Origin of the sequence: Pantoea anthophila (assembly GCF_026104315.1) — a bacterium.
Lineage (GTDB): Bacteria > Pseudomonadota > Gammaproteobacteria > Enterobacterales > Enterobacteriaceae > Pantoea > Pantoea anthophila.
The window spans coordinates 2,981,327-2,998,231 of record NZ_CP110473.1; the positions used below are offsets into that span (position 1 = coordinate 2,981,327).

At 57.1% G+C, this 16,905-nt stretch carries 19 protein-coding genes; 10 read left to right on the plus strand and 9 right to left on the minus strand.

Annotated features, from left to right (window positions below; genetic code table 11):
* Positions 1-11: 11 nt before the first annotated feature.
* Both cyoE and OJ965_RS16495 read left to right on the plus strand, forming a co-directional pair.
* Complete coding sequence (gene cyoE / locus OJ965_RS16490; protein WP_009091722.1) at positions 12-899, plus strand: heme o synthase; 888 nt, start codon at positions 12-14, stop codon at positions 897-899.
* A gap of 132 nt (positions 900-1,031) precedes the next feature.
* Positions 1,032-2,396: an MFS transporter gene (locus tag OJ965_RS16495; RefSeq protein ID WP_009091724.1), complete on the plus strand. Its 1,365-nt coding sequence runs from the start codon at positions 1,032-1,034 to the stop codon at positions 2,394-2,396.
* 226 nt (positions 2,397-2,622) lie between these two features.
* Here OJ965_RS16495 and OJ965_RS16500 read toward each other — a convergent pair whose 3' ends face one another.
* The gene (locus OJ965_RS16500; protein WP_009091726.1) at positions 2,623-3,114 is read right to left on the minus strand and encodes a YajQ family cyclic di-GMP-binding protein; all 492 of its coding nucleotides are present in this window, start codon (positions 3,112-3,114) and stop codon (positions 2,623-2,625) included.
* 135 nt (positions 3,115-3,249) lie between these two features.
* Here OJ965_RS16500 and panE point away from each other — a divergent pair, with 135 nt between their 5' ends.
* Both panE and yajL read left to right on the plus strand, forming a co-directional pair.
* Positions 3,250-4,170, plus strand: a complete 921-nt coding sequence (gene panE, locus OJ965_RS16505) for a 2-dehydropantoate 2-reductase (RefSeq protein WP_009091728.1) — start codon at positions 3,250-3,252, stop codon at positions 4,168-4,170.
* Complete coding sequence (gene yajL / locus OJ965_RS16510) at positions 4,124-4,720, plus strand: protein deglycase YajL (protein ID WP_009091730.1); 597 nt, start codon at positions 4,124-4,126, stop codon at positions 4,718-4,720. The genes panE and yajL overlap by 47 nt, the downstream gene beginning before the upstream one ends.
* 51 nt (positions 4,721-4,771) lie before the next feature.
* Here the strand turns inward: yajL and thiI are convergent, their stop codons facing one another.
* Positions 4,772-6,220, minus strand: coding sequence for a tRNA uracil 4-sulfurtransferase ThiI (gene thiI, locus OJ965_RS16515; RefSeq protein WP_009091733.1), 1,449 nt, complete (start codon positions 6,218-6,220; stop codon positions 4,772-4,774).
* A 232-nt stretch (positions 6,221-6,452) separates the two neighbouring features.
* On the opposite strand from thiI, the gene xseB reads away from it, so the two are divergent.
* From xseB to OJ965_RS16535, 4 genes are all read left to right on the plus strand, one after another.
* Positions 6,453-6,695, plus strand: a complete 243-nt coding sequence (gene xseB / locus OJ965_RS16520) for an exodeoxyribonuclease VII small subunit (protein ID WP_009091735.1) — start codon at positions 6,453-6,455, stop codon at positions 6,693-6,695.
* Positions 6,695-7,594 carry a (2E,6E)-farnesyl diphosphate synthase gene (ispA, locus tag OJ965_RS16525; RefSeq protein ID WP_058956369.1) on the plus strand — a complete coding sequence of 300 codons (900 nt, stop codon included), beginning with the start codon at positions 6,695-6,697 and terminating at the stop codon, positions 7,592-7,594. The genes xseB and ispA overlap by 1 nt, the downstream gene beginning before the upstream one ends.
* A gap of 19 nt (positions 7,595-7,613) precedes the next feature.
* Positions 7,614-9,479 (plus strand): 1-deoxy-D-xylulose-5-phosphate synthase, encoded by a 1,866-nt coding sequence (gene dxs / locus OJ965_RS16530; RefSeq protein WP_265137159.1) that lies wholly within the window; start codon positions 7,614-7,616, stop codon positions 9,477-9,479.
* An 80-nt stretch (positions 9,480-9,559) separates the two neighbouring features.
* On the plus strand, positions 9,560-10,534 hold the full coding sequence (locus OJ965_RS16535) for an aldo/keto reductase (protein ID WP_009091739.1): 975 nt from the start codon (positions 9,560-9,562) through the stop codon (positions 10,532-10,534).
* A 51-nt stretch (positions 10,535-10,585) separates the two neighbouring features.
* On the opposite strand, the gene pgpA is transcribed toward OJ965_RS16535, so the two are convergent.
* The 6 genes from pgpA to nrdR form a co-directional block, all read right to left on the minus strand.
* Positions 10,586-11,125 carry a phosphatidylglycerophosphatase A gene (gene pgpA, locus OJ965_RS16540; RefSeq protein ID WP_072052699.1) on the minus strand — a complete coding sequence of 180 codons (540 nt, stop codon included), beginning with the start codon at positions 11,123-11,125 and terminating at the stop codon, positions 10,586-10,588.
* Positions 11,070-12,047: a thiamine-phosphate kinase gene (gene thiL, locus OJ965_RS16545; protein WP_046101351.1), complete on the minus strand. Its 978-nt coding sequence runs from the start codon at positions 12,045-12,047 to the stop codon at positions 11,070-11,072. The genes pgpA and thiL overlap by 56 nt, the downstream gene beginning before the upstream one ends.
* Before the next feature lie 55 nt (positions 12,048-12,102).
* The gene (gene nusB / locus OJ965_RS16550) at positions 12,103-12,522 is read right to left on the minus strand and encodes a transcription antitermination factor NusB (protein ID WP_009091744.1); all 420 of its coding nucleotides are present in this window, start codon (positions 12,520-12,522) and stop codon (positions 12,103-12,105) included.
* 19 nt (positions 12,523-12,541) lie between these two features.
* A complete protein-coding gene (ribH, locus tag OJ965_RS16555) occupies positions 12,542-13,012 on the minus strand; it encodes a 6,7-dimethyl-8-ribityllumazine synthase (RefSeq protein ID WP_009091746.1) in 471 nt (156 codons plus the stop codon).
* 90 nt (positions 13,013-13,102) lie between these two features.
* Positions 13,103-14,203 (minus strand): bifunctional diaminohydroxyphosphoribosylaminopyrimidine deaminase/5-amino-6-(5-phosphoribosylamino)uracil reductase RibD, encoded by a 1,101-nt coding sequence (gene ribD / locus OJ965_RS16560; protein WP_058956372.1) that lies wholly within the window; start codon positions 14,201-14,203, stop codon positions 13,103-13,105.
* Between the two features lie 3 nt (positions 14,204-14,206).
* Positions 14,207-14,656, minus strand: a complete 450-nt coding sequence (gene nrdR / locus OJ965_RS16565) for a transcriptional regulator NrdR (RefSeq protein WP_009091750.1) — start codon at positions 14,654-14,656, stop codon at positions 14,207-14,209.
* 185 nt (positions 14,657-14,841) lie between these two features.
* Here nrdR and lysM point away from each other — a divergent pair, with 185 nt between their 5' ends.
* Together lysM and OJ965_RS16575 are read left to right on the plus strand one after the other, a co-directional pair.
* Positions 14,842-15,279 carry a peptidoglycan-binding protein LysM gene (gene lysM, locus OJ965_RS16570; RefSeq protein WP_009091752.1) on the plus strand — a complete coding sequence of 146 codons (438 nt, stop codon included), beginning with the start codon at positions 14,842-14,844 and terminating at the stop codon, positions 15,277-15,279.
* Between the two features lie 16 nt (positions 15,280-15,295).
* Complete coding sequence (locus OJ965_RS16575; RefSeq protein ID WP_140028167.1) at positions 15,296-15,874, plus strand: SadB/YajI family lipoprotein; 579 nt, start codon at positions 15,296-15,298, stop codon at positions 15,872-15,874.
* A gap of 59 nt (positions 15,875-15,933) precedes the next feature.
* Here the strand turns inward: OJ965_RS16575 and secF are convergent, their stop codons facing one another.
* A complete protein-coding gene (gene secF, locus OJ965_RS16580; protein ID WP_009091756.1) occupies positions 15,934-16,902 on the minus strand; it encodes a protein translocase subunit SecF in 969 nt (322 codons plus the stop codon).
* Positions 16,903-16,905: the final 3 nt, after the last annotated feature.

The window sequence follows — 16,905 nt, forward strand, 5'->3', positions numbered from 1 at the left end:
AGTCACGCGTAATGTTTAAGCAATACCTGCAAGTTACAAAACCAGGAATTATTTTCGGGAATTTAATTTCTGTGATCGGCGGATTCCTGCTGGCCTCTAAAGGCAACACGGATTACGCCCTGTTTCTCATCACCCTGGTGGGCGTGTCACTGGTGGTTGCATCGGGTTGTGTTTTCAACAACGTGATCGACCGCGACATCGACATCAAGATGGAGAGAACCAGGAATCGGGTGCTGGTAAAAGGCCTTATCTCCGCGAAAGTAAGCCTGGTTTATGCCACTGTGCTGGGTATTGCTGGCTTTGCGTTGCTCTACTTCGGTGCAAATCCGCTGGCCATGTGGCTGGCGGTGATGGGCTTCGTGGTTTACGTGGGCATCTACAGCCTCTACATGAAGCGTCATTCCGTTTACGGTACGCTGATTGGCAGTCTGTCGGGTGCTGCACCGCCGGTTATCGGCTACTGTGCGGTATCCAATGAGTTTGATGCCGGTGCCTTAATCCTGCTGGCGATCTTCAGCCTGTGGCAGATGCCGCATTCGTACGCGATTGCCATCTTCCGCTTCAAAGATTACCAGGCGGCGAACATCCCGGTACTGCCGGTGGTGAAAGGGATCTCCGTAGCAAAAAATCATATTACGCTCTATATCCTGGCGTTTATGATTGCCACGCTGATGCTGACGCTGGGTGGCTATGCCGGCTACAAATATCTGGTGGTGGCCGCTGCGGTCAGCGTCTGGTGGCTGGGCATGGCGTTATCCGGTTATAAAACCGCTGACGATCGTGTCTGGGCGCGTAAACTGTTTGTCTTCTCAATCGTGACGATTACCGCGCTGAGCGTGATGATGTCGGTAGATTCGATGGCTCCGGCCTCGAAGGACCTGCTGACTTACGTCTGGTAACGGACACCGTAAGAGCATGAAAAGGGCGCGATTTTCGCGCCCTTTCTTTTTGTTACGACTGCTTAAAAACTATTGTTTTACCCGCCCTGCCCCGCCCCCTAGAATAAATGCAGCACATTAACAGAGGTTGGAATGAACGATAATAAAATGACTCCGGTGGAGCTGCGTGCCACATGGGGCCTCGGTACGGTCTTTTCCCTGCGCATGCTGGGAATGTTTATGGTCCTGCCGGTACTGACCACTTATGGCATGGCATTACAGGGCGCGAGTGAAACGCTGATCGGCCTGGCGATTGGTATCTATGGCCTGGCCCAGGCGATTTTTCAGATTCCTTTTGGTCTGCTTTCCGATCGCATCGGGCGAAAGCCGTTGATCGTGGGCGGACTGCTGCTGTTTGTTCTGGGTAGCGTTATTGCTGCCTGCACGGACTCTATCTGGGGCATTATTCTGGGCCGTGCATTGCAGGGCTCCGGCGCAATTGCCGCTGCCGTGATGGCGCTGCTCTCCGATTTGACGCGAGAACAGAACCGCACCAAAGCGATGGCCTTTATCGGCATCAGTTTTGGTGTCACCTTTGCGATTGCGATGGTCGTCGGTCCGGTCGTTACGCACGCGTTAGGGCTGCAGGCGCTGTTCTGGATGATTGCGATCCTGGCCTCGCTGGGTATCGTCATCACGCTGCTGGTGGTGCCATCCACCCCGCATCATGTGCTGAACCGTGAATCAGGCATGGTCAAAGGCAGCTTTCGTAAGGTGCTGGCAAATCCACGTCTGGTGAAGCTGAATATCGGTATTTTCTGTCTGCATATCCTGCTGATGTCGAGCTTTGTCGCCTTGCCGGGGCAGTTTGAGCAGGCGGGTTTCCCGGCTCCGGAACACTGGAAAGTCTATCTCTCGACCATGCTGATTGCCTTTGCGGGCGTGGTGCCGTTCATCATTTATGCCGAAGTGAAGCGTCGCATGAAGCGCGTCTTTGTGGGCTGCGTCGGGATGATCGTTATTGCCGAGATCGTGCTGTGGGGTGCGGAAGGCCATTTCTGGACGCTGGTCGTTGGGGTTCAGCTCTTCTTCTTCGCTTTCAATCTGATGGAAGCCATTCTCCCTTCGCTGATCAGTAAAGAGTCGCCTGCCGGTTACAAAGGAACGGCGATGGGCATTTACTCCACCAGCCAGTTCCTTGGCGTGGCCGTTGGCGGCAGCATGGGCGGCTGGGTGTTTGGTCATTTCGATGCACAGACCGTGTTTATGGTCGGCGCAATGGTGGCTGCGGCCTGGCTGTTTGTCAGTATGACGATGCAGGAACCTCCTTATGTGAGCAGCCTGCGCATTGTGCTGAGTGACGCGGCACTGGCTTTGCCGAATCTGGAGCAGCGCCTGAAAGCGCAGAAAGGGGTGAACTCCGTGTTTATCGTGCCGGAAGAGAAAAGTGCCTACATCAAAATCGACAGTAAAGTGACCAGCCGCCCTGAGCTGGAAGCGTTGCTGGGGAGTTGCTGATAAAAGGCCGGTTTGCCATGGTAGTGTTGAGATCGAGTTGGCTCAGGGAACAGGGTCAGATCGGAAAGTCGCAAAAGCCGCACCCTTCTTACAGATGACTCATAAATTCAAAGACTTAGGGAACCAGAACGTAATCATCCAGACGATATCCGGTTCGACAACAAAAAACCCGGCCTGAGCCGGGTTTTTCATAACTGCCTTCAGGCCAAAAAACAGCCTGCCCCGCTTAATCGCGGAAGTTTTTAAACTGGAATGGCTGCCCCAGATTGCTGCCGCGCACAATCGCCATTGCGCTCTGCAGATCATCGCGCGCTTTGCCGGTCACTCGTAACGCTTCCCCCTGAATCTGGGTCTGTACTTTCAGCTTACTGTCTTTGATCAGCTTCACCAGCTTCTTCGCTACGTCGCTCTCAATGCCCTTTTTCAGTTTGGCATCGACCGCCCAGCTTTTACCGCTGTGCTCAATCTCTTCCGGCACCTCTAAAGCACCGCCTTCAATCCCGCGCTTCAGTAACTTCTCACGCAAAATATCGACCAGCTGTTTAACCTGGAAATCAGACTCGCTGGTGATTTTAATGGTTTCATTCTTTTCGTTGAGCTCAAACTCGGCGCTCACGTTGCGGAAATCGAAGCGGGTAGACACCTCACGGTTGGCATTCTCCACCGCATTGCGAATTTCCTGCAGATCGACTTCTGAAACGATATCGAAAGATGGCATCTCTTCTTCTCCTGACGCTAAAGTGACATGCATAATACGCGTCTTACGGTGCTAAATAAAATCAGGCTGTGCACGACGCTATACTCATGGTGTGACAGTAAATAATAAATGGATAGCCCGCCAGCGGGAGGCAGTATGAAAATTACCGTGTTAGGGTGCGGTGCTCTGGGTCAGGTCTGGCTGACAGCGCTCGCCCGTCAGGGACACGAGGTGCAGGGATGGTTGCGGGTGCCGCAGCCCTATTGCTCGGCCAATGTCGTCGACCCGGAAGGCAACATAGCCAACCGCACCTTCATCGCTAACGATCCGCTGTTTCTGGCGGAAAGCCAGCTGCTGCTGGTTACGCTAAAAGCGCCACAGGTGTCGCCCGCCGTGAAAAATCTGGAAAGCGTTCTGCCGGAAAACTGCCCGGTGCTGCTGCTGCATAACGGCATGGGCACGCTGGAGGAGCTTAAAGGGTTAACTCAGCCGCTACTGCGCGGCGTCACGACGCACGCCGCGATGCGTGATGGCACCGTCATCAAACACATCGCCAGCGGCATCACCCACATCGGCCCCGGTAACCGTAAAAGCGCTGCTTACAGCGATCTGGCCGACATCCTGCACCATGCCCTGCCCGATGTCGCCTGGCATGACAACATCCGTGCGGCCTGCTGGCGCAAGCTGGCGGTGAACTGCGTGATCAACCCGCTCAGCGTGGAGTATGAGTGCCAGAACGGCGCGCTGCGTGCGTATCCGGAACAGATTGCGCAGTTATGCGAAGAGATCAGCTGGGTCATGGAGCGCGAAGGCCAGAACGTAGCCAGCGAAAGCCTGCAGGATATTATCTTCGACGTGATTGAAAGCACGGCGGCGAACACCTCTTCCATGCTGCAGGATATCCGCGCCCAGCGGCTCACCGAAATCGACTACATCAGCGGCTTTTTACTGCGCCGCGCCCGGACGCACGGCCTGGTGCTGTCGGAGAACACCCGTCTGTATGACATTGTAAAACGCAAGGAGTCCCATTATGACCGCGAACGCATCGGTGCTGGTTTGCCTGGCACATGGCAGTGAAGAGACCGAAGCCGTCACCACCATCGACCTGCTGGTTCGTGCCGGGCTGAACGTCGTCACCGCCAGCGTCGAAAGCGATGGCAGCCGGGAGATCGTCTGCTCACGCGGTGTCCGCCTGCTGGCTGACGCCCCGCTGGTCGAGGTCGCCGACAACGATTTCGCCGCCATTGTCCTGCCTGGTGGCCTGAAAGGCGCGGAGACCTTCCGTGACAGCCCGCTGCTGGTCGAAACGGTGCGTCAGTTTCATCTCAGCGATAAAATCGTTGCGGCGATTTGCGCGGCGGCAGGTACGGTGCTGGTTCCCCACGATCTGTTCCCTGTCGGAAACATGACCGGCTTTCCTGGCTTAAAAGAGACCATTCCGGCGGAGAAATGGATGGAGCGCCGCGTCGTCTGGGACCCGCGGGTAAAACTGCTCACCAGCCAGGCACCCGGCACGGCCATGGATTTTGCACTGAAGCTGATCGATCTACTGGTGGGAAAAGAAATGGCGCGCGACGTTGCCGCACAGCTGGTGCTGGCACCCGGCATTTATGACTATCAGGCGTGATCAGGCTCATCAGTCAGACCCCGACAGGGTCTGACTGACCGTAAGCCAGCACTACGGGCGGTAGACTTTCACGTTCTTAAAGCCCTGCTCATGCAGATAGAGGGCCTGCAGACGGCTCATCACGCCGCGATCGCAGTAAAGCAGCCAGGTGCGGTTCTGATCGAGATCGCCAAACTGCGTGCTGAGTTTGTAAAACGGTAGTGATTTCACCTCCGTGGCCTTCAGCTCAAGCGGATTCTCTTCCTGCTCGTCGATGGCGCGGATATCCAGCACCACGTCGTTTTCACTCAGCAGCGCGACGGTTTCAACTTCCACCACCTCCTCTTCTGTCTGCTCAGCGATGGTGCGGATATCGACATTGGTCGCCTCTTCCACCACGCGATCCAGAATCGTGAAGTCGAAATTCTGCTCTTCTGCCTCGATCTTCGCTTTCACCGCCTTCACTGTCGGGCTTTTGGAAATCACCCCACAATATTCCGGCATGGTACTGGCAAAATCTTCGGTGCCGATCTCCCGGGCGACTTTGATGATGTGCTCTTTGTCGTGAGAGATCAGCGGACGCAGAATCAGCGTATCGGAGGCGTTATCAATCAGACGCAGGTTGGTCAGCGTCTGGCTCGATACCTGCCCGACCGCTTCACCGGTGACCAGCGCCTGTACGCCGTAACGCTCAGCCACGCGGGAAGCGGCACGCACCATCATGCGCTTCAGCACCACGCCCATCTGACCGTCATCCACTTTTTCCAGGATCTCACCGACGACCGGCTCAAAATTGATCGCCACAAAACGCACCCGGTGCGAACGGCCAAAGCGGTTCCAGAGATAGTGCGCGACCTGACGGACGCCAATCTCATGGGCGGCGCCGCCAAGATTAAAGAAGCAGTAGTGTACGCGGCTGCCGCGGCGCAGCAGCATGTAGCTGGAGACGCCGGAGTCAAAGCCACCGGAAATCAGCGACAGCACATCTTCCTGTGTGCCGATTGGGAAACCGCCCAGCCCCTCATAGCGTGCGGTCACCAGCGTCAGCTGATTCTCGTCCACTTCGAGATTAACCGTTACCTCCGGGTTTTTAAGCTGCACACGGGCGCTTTCGATGTGCTGGTTCAGCCCGCCGCCCACATAGCGCTCCACATCCTGCGAACTGAAGCTATGCTTACCACGACGTTTAACCCGAACGCAGAAGCTCTTTCCTTCGAGGCTGTCGCGATACTGCGCTAAGGTCTGTTCGAAGATGTGATGAATATCGGTGTACTCGCGATCTTCAACCGCTAAAACGTGATGAATCCCCGGAATGCGCGTCAGCTCATCGGGAATAATGTCCCGCAGCGCGTCGTTTTTTGAGCGCACTTCAATGTGATCCCAGTAACGCACAACGGCGATGTCGTCGCTGACGGTTTTCAGGACGTTACGGATATTGCTGGCAAGAATCTTGATAAAGCGCAAACGCACCGACTGACTCTTGATGGTGATTTCAGGAAATAACTTGATGATAAACTTCATGGCGACACAGCTTCGTTGGGCAAATAAGTGCTAAAAGAGGCAGCACTTAGCTGGTAAAATCACAAAATTGCGGGCTGCAAGGCGCAACCGCATCCGAGGCGCGGGAGTATATCACCTTTGTCAGGTGACTGCTTCTTCATCAGCTGCCGCATTGATTATTTTGCTAATCATAGGGTCTCAGCTACCATGACCGATTGCGAGATAATGTCCCAACCGTGAGTCGACACGAAATATGCCGAAAAAAGCCGAACAGCCAGCCAGCTTCGAAACGTCATTGCAGCAGCTGGAGCAGATTGTCAGCCGTCTGGAAAGTGGTGAACTGCCGCTGGAAGAAGCCCTGAACGAGTTTGAGCGCGGCGTGCAGCTGGCGCGGACAGGCCAGCAGACGCTGCAGCAGGCTGAACAGCGTGTCCGTATTCTGCTGAACGATGATAAAAACGCCGACCTCACTGCTTTCACGCCGGAAAATGACTAATGGATTTTGTCCGATTACTCGACGCGTATCAGCAGCAGGTCAACGCCGCGCTGACGCGTTTTATAGCGCCACTTCCTTTTCAGAGTTCTCCTCTGGTTAATGCCATGCATTATGGGGCATTATTGGGTGGTAAACGCCTGCGCCCTTTTCTGGTCTACGCGACCGGTGAGATGCTCCGCGCCGACCCGGCGAGTCTGGATGCGCCCGCCGCCGCGGTTGAATGCATTCATGCGTACTCTCTGATTCATGACGATCTCCCTGCGATGGATGACGATGCACTGCGTCGCGGGCAGCCGACCTGTCACATTAAATATGGCGAAGATACGGCGATACTGGCAGGCGATGCCCTGCAGACGCTGGCCTTCTCAATTCTGACTGACGCAGCCATGCCGGGTGTCAGCGCGGAGTACCGGCTGCGGATGATCTCTGAACTGGCAAACGCCAGTGGCGTGGCCGGCATGTGTGGCGGTCAGGCGCTTGATCTGGCGGCAGAGGGTAAATCGGTGGATCTCAATCAGCTGGAGCAGATCCATCGCCACAAAACGGGCGCGCTGATCCGCTCAGCCGTCCGCTTAGGTGCTTTTACCGCAGGCGATGCGGGCCGTGAAGCCCTGCCGCTGCTCGACCGCTATGCTGAGGCTATCGGTCTCGCGTTTCAGGTGCAGGACGATATCCTGGACGTGGTGGGTGACACCGCCGTTATCGGAAAACGTCAGGGTGCCGATCAGCAACTGGGCAAAAGCACCTATCCTTCACTGTTAGGCTTAGAAAATGCCCGTGCCAAAGCGCGGGATTTGTATCAGGAAGCCCTTGATGCTCTGGAATTGCTCGCTGCGCACTCCTATAACACCACAGCACTGCAGGCGCTGGCGAGCTTCATAATTGAACGCGACAAATAACTTCCATAATGAGTCTCTGATGAGTTTTGATATTGCTAAATACCCGACACTGGCGCTGGCAAACACGGTTCAGGAGCTGCGTGCCCTGCCGAAAGAGAAGCTGCCTGCACTGTGTGATGAACTGCGTCAGTATCTGTTAGACAGCGTGAGCCGCTCCAGCGGCCATTTTGCATCGGGTCTGGGCGTCGTCGAACTGACTGTCGCGCTGCATTATGTCTACAACACCCCTTTTGATCATCTGGTGTGGGATGTCGGTCATCAGGCTTATCCGCATAAAATTCTGACCGGTCGCCGCGATCGCATCGGCACCATCCGTCAGAAAAACGGCGTGCATCCGTTCCCGTGGCGCGGCGAAAGTGAATATGACGTGCTGAGCGTCGGTCACTCGTCGACCTCCATCAGTGCCGGTCTGGGCATGGCCGCGGCGGCAGAACGCGAAGGTCAGGGTCGTCGCACCGCCTGTATTATCGGCGATGGGGCTATCACCGCAGGCATGGCGTTTGAAGCGATGAACCATGCCGGTGATATCAAACCGGACATGCTGGTGATCCTCAATGACAATGAGATGTCGATCTCCGAAAACGTCGGCGCGCTGAATAACCGTCTGGCGCAGATCCTGTCAGGTAAAACCTACGCGCGACTGCGTGAAGGCAGTAAGCGCGTACTGACTAACCTGCCCCCGATTAAAGAGCTGGTTAAGCGTACGGAAGAGCACCTCAAAGGCATGGTGGTGCCGGGAACGCTGTTTGAAGAGTTAGGCTTCAACTACATCGGTCCGGTTGATGGCCACGATGTCCTGACGCTGGTCAATACGCTGAGTAACATGCGCAACCTGAAAGGGCCGCAGTTCCTGCATATCATGACGAAGAAAGGTAAAGGCTACGCCCCGGCAGAGGAAGATCCGATTGCCTGGCACGCCGTCCCTAAATTCGATCCGGCCATCGGCGAACTGCCGAAAAGTGCCGAAGGTCTGCCGAGCTACTCTAAAATCTTCGGCAACTGGCTGTGCGAAATGGCCGCCGACGATCCGAAGCTGATGGCAATTACCCCGGCGATGCGTGAAGGCTCCGGCATGGTGGCCTTCTCTCGTGAGTTCCCGCAGCAATATTTTGATGTGGCGATCGCCGAGCAGCACGCGGTGACCTTCGCCGCCGGTATGGCGATTGGCGGTTATAAGCCGATTGTGGCCATCTATTCCACCTTCCTGCAGCGCGCCTACGATCAGCTGATCCATGACGTCGCTATCCAGAAACTGCCGGTCCTGTTTGCTATCGATCGCGGTGGTATTGTTGGCGCGGACGGTCAGACTCACCAGGGCGCATTTGATCTCGCCTATCTGCGCTGTGTGCCGGAGATGGTGATCATGACCCCCAGCGACGAAAATGAGTGCCGTCAGATGCTCTACACCGGCTATCACTATCAGGACGGGCCGAGCGCCGTGCGTTATCCGCGCGGCACCGGCGTTGGCACCCCACTGGCACCGCTACAGAGCCTGCCGCTGGGCAAAGCCGTGGTGAAACGTCAGGGTGAAGAACTGGCGATTCTGAACTTCGGTACGCTGCTGCCGGAAGCGGCCGCTGCGGCGGAAGCGCTGAATGCGACCCTGGTCGATATGCGCTTTGTGAAGCCGCTGGATGAGGCGCTGATTGCCGAACTGGCCGCCACCCACACGTCACTGATTACGCTGGAAGAAGGCGCAATCAAGGGCGGTGCAGGCAGCGGCGTCAATGAGTTCGTCATGGCGAAACGCCTGGCTGTGCCGGTTCTCAATATCGGCCTGCCCGATGAATTTATCCCGCAGGGCACACAGGAAGAAGTGCGCCATGACTACCTGCTGGACGCCGAAGGTATCCAGCAGCAGATCACCCGCTGGCTGGCGCAGTAACCTCTCCTCTCTGCGCTCCCTCCGGGGAGCGCAACGCCCTGCTATGCTGAAACCTTTGCACTTTCGCAGGAGCCTCCACCATGAAACTGATTCAACTGGGAACCACCGACCTTCAGGTTTCGCGCCTCTGTCTGGGCTGCATGACCTATGGCGAGCCGACGCGCGGCAACCACGCCTGGACGCTGCCTGAAGCGAGCAGCCGTCCGCTGATCCAGCAGGCGCTGAACGCAGGGATCAACTTCTTCGACACGGCCAACAGCTATTCGGACGGCAGCAGTGAAGAGATCCTGGGACGGGCGCTGAAAGATTTTGCGCGCCGTGAAGAGATTGTGGTCGCCACCAAAGTCTATTTCCCCCTGAGCAACCTCTCACAGGGTCTGTCGCGCAAAAATATCCTGCAATCCATTGATGACAGCCTGCAGCGCCTCGGCATGGAGTATGTCGATCTGCTGCAGATTCACCGCTGGGATTACGAGACGCCGCTGGAAGAGACGCTGGAAGCGCTGCATGATGTCGTACAGTCGGGCAAAGCGCGCTACATCGGGGCTTCATCCATGCACGCCAGCCAGTTTGCACAGGCGTTACAGATGCAGTCGCAACAGGGCTGGCATCGCTTTGTCAGCATGCAGGATCAGTACAACCTGATTCAGCGTGAAGAGGAGCGTGAAATGCATCCGCTCTGTCAGAAAGAGCAGATCGCCGTGCTGCCCTGGAGCCCGCTGGCGCGCGGTAAGCTGACCCGCCCCTGGGGTGAAAACACCGCTCGCTCCACCTCTGATCAGGTCATGGCGAAGCTCTATGCCACCACCGAAGAGAATGATGCCGCCATTGCGCAGCGTCTGGCACAGGTGGCGGAGAGCAAAGGCGTGACGCGGGCACAGGTCGCCCTGGCCTGGCTGCTGAGCAAACCTGCCGTCACGGCGCCAATCATCGGCGCGTCGCGTGCTGAGCAGTTTGCGGATCTGGTGAAGGCGGTGGATGTCACACTGAGTGACGACGAGATTACCCTGCTGGAAGAGGTCTATCAGCCGCATCAGGCGGTGGGATTCGAATAATGCTGTCAGATGACGCCCGGCAAGGGCGTCATCTTATCGCGGGTGAGCGGATCAGCCCGCCAGCCAGACCCCGATGCCATACAGCATGGCAGCCGAAATGACCCCGGCAATGATGTCATCGACCATAATGCCCATGCCACCGTGCACGTTGCGATCAAACCAGCGAATCGGCCAGGGTTTCCACATATCCAGAATACGGAACAGCACAAATCCCCCGAGCACCCACTGCCAGCTGTTGACCGGAATCGCCATCAGCGTAATCCACATGCCGATAAACTCATCCCAGACAATACTGCCATGATCGTGAACGCCCATATCTTTGGCGGTGCGATGACAGAGGTAAACGCCGACGCAGATGCCGACCAGCACGACCAGCGAATAGAGGTCCTGCGGCAGAAACGTCATCAGCCACCAGAACGGGATCGCCGCCAGCGATCCCATGGTGCCAGGCACCACCGGGCTTAACCCGCTGCCAAAACCGGTCGCCAGCAGATGCCAGGGATTGCTCATCCGCAGGCGGCCTTTGGCCACATCGTTATTTCGTATCAAAGTGATCAAATCCTTTATGGCGGAAGGTGGCGGGCTTGCCATTATCCAGCAGCGTTAAGCCTTCCGACTCCGGTGCTATCTGACCGATGCAGGTGTAGGGCACGCCCAGATGACCCAGCGCCACATCCAGCGCGCCGCGATTCACCTCCGGCACGGTGAAGCAGAGCTCATAATCCTCTCCCCCACTCAGCGCCCAACGCAGAACCTGCTCAGGGTCGAAATGGTCACGCAGCGCGCCAGAAAGCGGCAGAGCATCAAGATTAAGCCGTGCGCCACAGCCGCTGGCTTTCAGCACGTGACCGAGATCGGAAATCAGGCCGTCAGAGAGGTCTACCGCAGAGGAGGCCAGCGCACGCAGGGCCTGTCCCTGCAGAATGCGCGGCATGGGGCGCAGATGGCGTTTGATCAGCGCCTCATGCACCGCCGGATCGCTGATGCGGCAGTGATGCTGCAGAAGCGCCAGCCCCGCCGCGCTGTCACCCAGCGTGCCGGTCACGTAGATCCAGTCACCCGGCTTCGCGCCGGAGCGTTTCAGGGCCCGGCCCTGCGGCACCAGACCGTGAATCGCCAGCGTCAGGCTCAGCGGGCCGCGCGTGGTGTCACCGCCCACCAGCTGCATATCATAATACTCCAGCAGCTCAAACAGGCTCTCACTGAACGCCGACAGCCAGCTCTCATCGACCTGCGGCAGCGTCAGGGCCAGCGTCAGCCACGCGGGATCGGCGCCCATAGCGGCGAGGTCGCTGAGATTAACAGCCAGGGCTTTGTAGCCAAGATCGGCGGGATGGATATCCCGTAAGAAGTGCACACCGGCAACCAGGGTATCGGTGCTGATCGCCAGCGTCTGTTTTTCCGGCACGCTCAGTAACGCACAATCGTCACCGATGCCGAGTTCGACATCACGGCGGCTGCGTGTTCTGCGGTTGAAGTAGCGTGCGATGAGTTCAAATTCACCACAAGACATAATTACGTTCCGCTTAACCCTCTATGAAAAAAGGCCGGCAAGCCGGCCTTTTTGTTTATTTGCGATGGGGTCGAATCTGTGGACCGGCTTTATCCAGCACGCCGTTAACAAATTTATGACTGTCTTCAGCGCCGAAGACTTTCGCCAGCTCAATCCCTTCGTTGATGGCCACTTTATAGGGCACATCATCACGTTTGCTCAGCTCATACAGTGAGATGCGCAGGATCGCTTTTTCTACCTGGCCCAGCTCTTCAAGCTGACGCGACAGGTAGGGCTTCATCAGTCCATCCAGATACGCACTGTTGGTCGCCACACCGGACAGCAGTTCGCGGAAATAGGTAATGTCGACGTCTTTGACGTCCTGTTCCGCCAGAAACTGGTATTCCACATCGGCAATGTCGTTATTCGACAACTGCCAGGAGTAAAGCGCCTGAACAGCGCACTCACGGGCGCGACGACGAGCAGCAGGTTTCACAAAATTCCCCTTACAAAAATCAGGCTTTAATGGCTTTCAATACGTTGATCATTTCGAGCGCGGTCAGTGCGGCTTCCGCACCTTTGTTACCGGCTTTGGTACCGGCACGTTCAATGGCCTGCTCGATGCTTTCGGTTGTCAGTACGCCAAACGCGACAGGAATGTCGCTGTTAATGGCGACGCTGGCGATACCGGAGCTGGCTTCACCCGCCACATATTCGAAGTGGGCAGTGCCACCACGAATCACGGTGCCGAGGGCGATAATCGCATCATATTTGCCGGCGTTAGCCAGCGCGCGAGCTGCCAGAGGCAGTTCGTAGGCGCCGGGAACCCAGACTACGGTGATATTGTCATCTTTGACCTGGCCGATACGTTTCAGGGCATCAATTGCACCCTCCAGCAGGCTGTCATTAATGAAGTTGTTAAAACGCGCGATAACGATGGCAACACTGGCCTCAGGCGTTGCAACAGCAGCTTCGATAACTTTCATACTTATCCTTTCAGGGGTTTATTTAGCCCCGCGCAGGGGGGCGGATTCTATCATACTCTTCGGCGGCGTGCTCTCGCTTTTCCGCCCGTGTTATTGCGGCGTCAGGGTCAGGCGTAAATCGTCTCCGACCTGACGGACATCGCTGAAACGAAAGGCAGGCGCATCAGCCAGCTGACTGAGTCCGGGCAAGTGACACAGGCCGCGGCCTTCATCACCTAACAGCTTAGGTGCCACGTAGACGATCAGCTCATCAGCCAGTCCCGCCTGCAGCAGCGCACCCGCCAGCGTTGCGCCCGCTTCAACCCAGACGCTGTTGATCTGGCGCTGGCCCAGCAGCATCATCATCGCCACCAGATCCAGCTGATGCTCGCGCTGCGGAACGGCAATTTGCGTTACGCCTGCGGGCCAGCTCTGCTGATCCGGCTGATGGCGCATCAGCCAGGTTTCTCCCGGCTGCGTAATCAGGCGATGCCCGGACGTAACGCGATTCTGGCTGTCGATAATCACCCGCACCGGCTGACGCAGCTGCTGCTCATCCAGCAGCGCCTGGGTGTCCGCACTGAGTTCGGACCAGCGCACCGTCAGGGAGGGATCGTCCGCCAGCACGGTTGCGCTGCTGCTCAGGATAGCCGCACTTTGCGCCCGCAGACGCTGCACATCACGACGCGCAGCCGCAGAGGTAATCCACTGACTTTCGCCGCTGGCCATGGCGGTCCGGCCATCCAGCGACGCGCCCAGTTTAAGCTGAATCCAGGGAAACCCGGTGCGCATCCGCTTGAGGAAGCCGCGATTGAGTGCCTCCGCTTCCGGCATCATCAGACCGTGGCTGACCTCAATGCCCGCCTGCTGCAGGCGGTGCAGCCCGCGACCGGCGACCTGTGGATTCGGGTCCTGCATCGCGGCCACGACCCGCTTCACGCCGGCGGCGATCAGGGCATCACAGCAGGGAGGCGTACGGCCATGATGACTGCACGGCTCCAGCGTCACATAGGCGGTAGCACCGCGCGCTTTTTCGCCTGCCATACGCAGCGCGTGGACTTCCGCATGGGGTTCTCCGGCGCGCTGGTGCCACCCCTCCCCCACGACCTCACCATCGCGTACGATAACGCAGCCGACGTTGGGGTTGGGCATGGTGGTAAAACGGCCGCGTCGCGCCAGCTCCAGCGCGCGCGCCATATAGCGTTCATCCATACTTTAATCCTGTAAACGGGCGATCTCTTCGCCAAAATCCCGGATATCTTCAAAGCTGCGGTAAACCGAGGCGAAGCGGATGTAGGCCACCTTATCGAGTTTTTTCAGCTCATCCATCACCAGGTTGCCAATCAGCTTACTGGGGATCTCCCGTTCACCCGTGGCACGCAGCTGGGTTTTGATATGGTTCACGGCGCTTTCCACCGCGTCAGCGCTGACCGGACGCTTTTCCAGCGCCTTCATCATCCCGCTGGCCATTTTGTCTTCATTGAAGGGTTCGCGCACGTCATTGCTTTTCACCACGCGAGGCATCACCAGTTCTGCCACCTCAAAGGTGGTAAAGCGCTCATGGCACATCAGACACTGGCGGCGGCGGCGCACCGAAGAGCCTTCACTAACCAGACGAGAATCAATCACTTTGGTGTCCACAGCGGAGCAGAATGGGCAATGCATGACGTTTCCTGACGCGAGAGTGATGGGTCAGACAGTGTAGCGCGAACTGCGAATCAACAAAATCTCTTCGTGCCTTTCAGAGGATTCACCTCTCAGGATAAACGATGCTAAATTTCGTCTGCAGCAAAAGGGACTACGCTTTAAGGGCTGCAATTGAAATTTTCCACTAACACACTGGAGGTTGTATGGGTCTGTTTAACTTTGTGAAAGAAGCGGGTGAAAAATTGTGGGATGCCGTGCATGGCGGTGATGACCAGAATAAAAAGCTGCAGGAGCACATCAACAAACTCGGATTACCCGACAGCGACAAGGTTGATGTCAAAGTGAATGGCGATACCGTCACGGTGACCGGCGATGGCCTCTCTCAAGAGTTGAAAGAGAAGATTCTGATCGCAGCGGGCAACGTCGCGGGCATTACCAAAGTGGAAGACAAGGTTACCGTCACCGACAGCGCAGCGGAGTCCGAACTCTACACGGTGAAAAAAGGCGATACGCTGAGCGCCATCTCGAAACAGGTCTATGGCAACGCCAATGAGTACAATAAGATTTTCGAAGCGAATAAACCGATGCTGTCGCACCCTGATAAGATCTACCCTGGTCAGGTGTTACGCATTCCGAAATAACGGACAAGGATAACTTATGAACAGGATGGTTTGGGTTCCGGTGGCGCTCTCTCTGGTGACGCTGAGCGGGTGCAGCAGCACCGCCAGCACACCGCAGGTCAGAGAGCTGCATCAGGAAGTGAATCAGCTTAATCAGCAGATGCAGCACCTGACCTCGCAAGCCAGTGCGCTGGAGATTCAGGGACAGCTGAACAGCCAGTCGCAGCAGGGAGCATGGCTGCTGCCACAGGCCAATACGCCCGTGGCGTTGCAGACCCGGCTCGGTACGCTGCGGCTGACGCTGTCGCCCGTCACGGCTGAAGCGAGCGGCTCGCGGGCAACCCTCACGGTGCGTTCGATGGATGAACAGCCGTTGCCTGCGCTGAACGCCACGGTGATCTGGGGTGAGCTCGATCCCGCCAGCGGCAAGCCGCTCGGCAATGACACGCTGAGTCAGACCATCACCGTGCCTGCCTCCCTGCTGCCGCAGCATTCGGTCACCGTTCCGCTGCGCCTCAGCGGTCTGACACCGGAGCAGATCGGCTACGTCCGCGTGCATAACGTGACCGGTAACGTGCCGACCCAGACCCCACCTGCTGCACCGGCATTACCCTGACGGCCGGCGCAAAAAAACGGGCAGCCCCAGGGCTGCCCGTTTTCATTTCTGTCATGCGATTACGGCAGGATAGAAGGCTGATCTGCGCCCTCTTTCTCAACCTTCTGCACCAGCATATGTTCACGCTTCATGCCCAGCTTCAGCGCCAGCGCCGAAGAGACATAAATGGATGAAATCGTACCGATCGTCACACCAATCAGCATGGTCAGTGAGAAGCCTTTCAGCAGCGCACCACCAAAGATGAAGAGGATGAGGATCATCGCCAGTGTGGTCAGCGAGGTAATCAGCGTACGGCTTAAGGTCTGGGTCAGGGACACGTTGGTAATATCGTAAGCGCTGCCGCGACGGATCTTGCGGAAGTTTTCACGAATACGGTCAGAGACCACGATTTTATCGTTAAGCGAGTAGCCAATCACTGACATCAGTGAGGCAACAATCGTCAGGTCGATTTCAATACGGAACAGCGCCAGCAGACCGCAGGTGATGATGACGTCATGCGCCAGCGCCAGCACGGTGCCCAGTGCCAGACGCCACTCAAAGCGGAAACCGATATAGATCAGAATCGCAATCAGTGCAGACAACAGCGCCATCGCCCCCGCCTGCGCCAGGTCGCTGCCCACGCTCGGGCCTACGAACTCAATGCGCTTAACGGTCGCGTTCTGCTGGGTGGTCTGGTTAATCACCGACACCACTTTATTGCCTATTTCGGTGCCTGCCGGACCGGTAACCGGTGCCATACGCACCATGACGTCACGGCTGCTGCCAAAGTTCTGCACCAGCGGCTCGTCAAAGCCCGCTTTCACCAGATCGCTGCGCAGCGTGTCGAGGTCGGCAGGTTTTTCCAGCGCAATCTCAATCACGGTACCGCCGGTGAAATCGAGGCCCCAGTTAAAACCGCGCACGCCCACGATCGCAATCGCAGCGACGATCAGCAGTCCCGAAATGATGAAGGCCAGCGTATCCCAGCGCATAAAGTCGACGACTTTACGCCCGTGGTTCAACTGCTCAATGTTATATTCCTGTGCCACAAC